The sequence below is a fragment of the Oceanicaulis sp. UBA6590 genome (assembly GCF_002433705.1).
Lineage (GTDB): Bacteria > Pseudomonadota > Alphaproteobacteria > Caulobacterales > Maricaulaceae > Oceanicaulis.
The window spans coordinates 1-3831 of sequence record NZ_DJIQ01000046.1 but is presented as its reverse complement, the minus strand read 5'-3'; the positions used below and the strand labels follow the sequence as shown (position 1 = coordinate 3831).

At 61.9% G+C, this 3831-nt stretch carries 5 protein-coding genes and 1 pseudogene; all 6 read right to left on the bottom strand.

From position 1 onward, the window contains the following. A pseudogene (locus B2Z70_RS10220) lies at window positions 1-300 on the bottom strand (NADH-quinone oxidoreductase subunit F); the annotation flags it as partial. 3 nt (window positions 301-303) lie between these two features. Next, entirely contained in the window at window positions 304-1344 is a 1041-nt protein-coding gene (nuoE, locus tag B2Z70_RS10215) for an NADH-quinone oxidoreductase subunit NuoE (RefSeq protein ID WP_009800981.1), read from the bottom strand. Beyond that, entirely contained in the window at window positions 1341-2531 is a 1191-nt protein-coding gene (locus B2Z70_RS10210) for an NADH-quinone oxidoreductase subunit D (RefSeq protein WP_009800982.1), read from the bottom strand. The genes nuoE and B2Z70_RS10210 overlap by 4 nt, the downstream gene beginning before the upstream one ends. Window position 2532: 1 nt before the next feature. Then, on the bottom strand, window positions 2533-2961 hold the full coding sequence (locus B2Z70_RS10205; protein ID WP_040612407.1) for a GFA family protein: 429 nt from the start codon (window positions 2959-2961) through the stop codon (window positions 2533-2535). Then, the gene (locus tag B2Z70_RS10200; RefSeq protein ID WP_040612982.1) at window positions 2961-3572 is read right to left on the bottom strand and encodes an NADH-quinone oxidoreductase subunit C; all 612 of its coding nucleotides are present in this window, start codon (window positions 3570-3572) and stop codon (window positions 2961-2963) included. Before B2Z70_RS10200 ends, B2Z70_RS10205 begins: the two co-directional genes overlap by 1 nt. A gap of 30 nt (window positions 3573-3602) precedes the next feature. Continuing rightward, window positions 3603-3831, bottom strand: a 229-nt coding sequence (nuoB, locus tag B2Z70_RS10195) for an NADH-quinone oxidoreductase subunit NuoB (RefSeq protein WP_292983024.1), incomplete at its 5' end; no start/stop codon positions are given.

The window sequence follows — 3831 nt, the reverse complement described above, 5'->3', positions numbered from 1 at the left end:
GATCTCCCGGTCCTTGCAGGTGCCCGGTTCGGATTCGTCAGCGTTCACTACGAGGTAGTGCGGGCGCGCCCCCACTTCCTTGGGCATGAACGACCATTTCAGGCCGGTCGGGAAGCCGGCGCCGCCCCGGCCACGCAGACCGGACTTCTTCATCTCGTCGATGATCCAGTCACGGCCCTGCTCAAGGATCTCCTTGGTGGCGTTCCAGTGACCGCGTTGCTTCGCCCCCTCAAGGCGCCAGTCATGGCGGCCATAGAGATTGGTGAAGATCCGGTCCTTGTCCTGCAGAAGCTGGGTCATGATTTACCCTTCCGCCTTGCCGGCCAGGTCTTTGGCCTGGTCGATCCAGTTGTCGCGCTCGATCCGGCCGCGCAGCTTCAGCGCCGCATCGACCCAGGCCGATTCTTCAGCCGACCAGCTTGCGATCTGGCCGTAATGATACACGCCGATTTCGTTAAGCGAGGCTTCCAGTTTCGGACCGAGACCGGACAGCTTCTTCAGATCATCGGCTTCGCCCTTGGGCTTTTTCAGAAGCGCCGGCTTCTTGCCCGCGCCAGCGTCCGCAGCGACGTCTTTCGGAGCCGTGGATTTCGCCTTCGCCTTGGGCTTGGCCTTGGTTTCGGCGGCCTTTTCCTGCGGCTTGGCCGGTTCGGCTTTCGGAGCTTCGGCTTTCTCGGCGCCCTTGGTGTTGGGCAGCTTGATCTTCTTGGCGCGAGAGCCGTCATAGAGGCTCTCATCGACCAGCGTCTTCACCGTCGCCTGGGTCGGTTCGGAGCAGGAGCGGCCCGAGATCGGTCCTGCCTTGACCTCCTTGCCGGCGCGCAGATCGTCGAGCATCTGCTCAAGCGCTTCAGCGGTCAGATCTTCGTAATAGAGGTCGCCCTCAGTGTTGGAGATCTGGACCATCGGCGCATTGGCGCAGGCGCCCAGGCACTCGACTTCTTCCCAGGCCAGCATGCCGTCAGACGACACATGCTCGCGGCCCTTCTTGCCGATCTTCTTCTCGCACACCGCTTTGAGGTCGTCCGCGCCGCGCAGCCAGCACGGGGTCGTGCCGCACACCTGGATCAGGTGTTTGCCGGTCTGCTCGAGGTTGAACATCGTGTAGAAGGTCGCGACCTCGTACACGCGGATATACGGCATGCCGCAGCGGGCCGCGATCTCGCGCATGGCGGGTTCGGACACCCAGTTGTCCTGCTTCTGCGCAATCCACAGCAGCGGGATCACCGCTGACGCCTTGCGCTCTTCAGGATATTTGGCGAGCCAGAATTTGACCTTGGCTTCGCTCTTCTCGTTGAAGGCGAAGCTTTCGGGTTGCTCGGCGGCGATGCGACGCGCGCTCATCGGTCAATCTCCCCGAACACGATGTCGAGCGAGCCCAGAATTGCGGACACGTCCGCAAGCATGTGGCCCTTGTTCAGATGATCCATGGCCTGAAGGTGCGGGAAACCCGGCGCACGGATCTTCAGGCGATAGGGTTTGTTGGTGCCGTCGCCGATCAGGTAGACGCCGAACTCGCCCTTGGGCGCTTCCACGGCGGCGTAATACTGACCTTCGGGCACATGAACGCCCTCGGTGTAGAGCTTGAAGTGCTGGATCAGCGCTTCCATGGAGCGCTTCATCTCGGCGCGGCGCGGTGGCGCGAACTTGGTGTCCACCGGCAGCACATCGCCCTGGTTCTCCTCGCGGGAGAGCCAGTCACAGCACTGCTTCATGATCTTCACGGACTCGCGCATCTCTTCCATGCGGCACAGATAGCGATCGTAATTGTCGCCGTTCTTGCCCAGCGGAATCTGGAATTCGAGCTCGTCATAGACCTCATAGGGCTGGGAGCGGCGCAGGTCCCAGGCAAGGCCCGAACCGCGCACCATGACGCCGGAGAATCCCCACTCAAGCGCTTCCTGCTTGGACACGACGCCGATATCGACGTTCCGCGCCTTGAAGATGCGGTTCTCGGTCAGAAGGGTCTCAAGATCGTCCACGTGCTGCGGGAACTGCTCACACCAGGCGACGATGTCGTCGATCAGCTCTTGCGGCAGATCCTGGTGCACCCCGCCCGGGCGGAAATAGTGGGCGTGCAGGCGGGCGCCGGACGCGCGCTCATAGAAGCCCATGAGCTTTTCGCGCTCTTCAAAGCCCCACAGCGGCGGGGTCAGCGCGCCCACGTCCATCGCCTGGGTGGTGACGTTCAGCAGATGGTTCAGGATGCGGCCGATTTCGGAGTAGAGCACGCGCACATAGGAGGCGCGCTTGGGCACGGGAATGCCCGCGAGCTTCTCGATGGCCAGGCAGAAGGCGTGCTCCTGATTCATCGGCGCGACGTAATCGAGGCGGTCGAAATAGCCGATGCCCTGAAGATAGGTCTTGTGCTCCAGCAGCTTCTCGGTGCCGCGGTGCAGAAGGCCGATATGCGGGTCAACGCGCTCGACGACTTCGCCATCCAGCTCCAGCACCATGCGCAGCACGCCGTGAGCGGCGGGGTGCACAGGGCCGAAATTGATCGTGAAATTGCGGATATCGGTTTCAGCCATGTCAGGCGTTCCCCTGCGGCGCCATGGCCGCCATCAATTCTTCGCCAGTCATCTTCTTGGTGTCCTGTGCGAAGTCATAAAAACGCGGTTTTGCATCGATGAAGACTTCCGAACGGAAGGTCGCAGCATCACTCAGCGGCACGGCGAAGGCGGAAATGGCGATCTTGTCGTGATCGTCCGCAAACCGCCAGGCGAGCGCAGAGCCGCACGTCTTGCAGAACAGGCGCTCGCCCCACTCCGAAGAACGGTAGACGCCCACAGCGTCCTGATCGTCAAAGACCGGGGCCGACAGCGCCATCACATCCATGAAGGGCCCGGCAGCCCAGGTCCGGCACTGTCCGCAATGGCACGCATCCACATTCTCGTCACGCAGCGTGACGGAGAAGGTGCAGGCCCCGCAAAGACAGCGCCCCTGTACAGGTTGAGACATCAAGCGCCCTCCCCGCCGGCCTTCTCGTCACCCGGAAGCACGTATTTCGCGCCTTCCCAGGGGCTGAGAAAATCAAAGTCGCGGTATTCCTGCACCAGCTCGACCGGCTCATAGACCACGCGCTTCTGCTCGTCGTCGTAGACCACCTGGTTGAAGCCCGAGAGCGGGAAGTCCTTGCGCAGCGGGTGACCGTGGAAACCATAATCGGTCAGTATCCGACGCAGATCGGGATGGTGATCGAACAGGATGCCGTACATGTCGAAGGCTTCGCGCTCGAACCAGTTCGCCGCCGGGAACAGCTCCACGACGGAATTGACGGGCGTATCCTCATCCGTGCTCAGAACCACGCGAATCCGCTGGTTCAGATGCATGCTCAGAAGATGATAGACCACATCGAACCGGTCAGAGCGGGACGGCCAGTCCACGCCGCAGATGTCGATCAGGGTGGTGAAGCGGCACAGGGCGTCATCGCGCAGAAACCTCAGCACCTTCACCACGCGGTCGCGGTGAATGGTCAGCGTCAGCTCCTCATGGGCGACGTCCACACTACGGACATCGTCGCTCAGCGCCGCCGAAAGATGGGCGCCCAGTTCAGTCATCGTTTCGGTCATGCTCATAAGAGCGTCTCCTAAACGGGCGCCTTAGCGCTCGATCGAGCCTTCGCGGCGAATTTTCTTCTGAAGCTGCAGGATGCCGTACACCAGCGCCTCTGCGGTCGGCGGGCAGCCCGGCACATAAATGTCGATCGGAACGATCCGGTCACAACCGCGCACCACCGAATACGAATAATGGTAATAGCCGCCGCCATTGGCGCAGCTGCCCATCGAGATCACGTAGCGCGGCTCGGGCATCTGGTCGTAGACCTTGCGC

What these genes read in the sequence shown, in the direction of transcription:
- nuoE (WP_009800981.1), bottom strand. Translation starts at nt 1,344, where the DNA reads ATGAGCGCGCGTCGCATCGCCGCCGAGCAACCCGAAAGCTTCGCCTTC.
- B2Z70_RS10210 (WP_009800982.1), bottom strand. Translation starts at nt 2,531, where the DNA reads ATGGCTGAAACCGATATCCGCAATTTCACGATCAATTTCGGCCCTGTG.
- B2Z70_RS10205 (WP_040612407.1), bottom strand. Translation starts at nt 2,961, where the DNA reads ATGTCTCAACCTGTACAGGGGCGCTGTCTTTGCGGGGCCTGCACCTTC.
- B2Z70_RS10200 (WP_040612982.1), bottom strand. Translation starts at nt 3,572, where the DNA reads ATGACCGAAACGATGACTGAACTGGGCGCCCATCTTTCGGCGGCGCTG.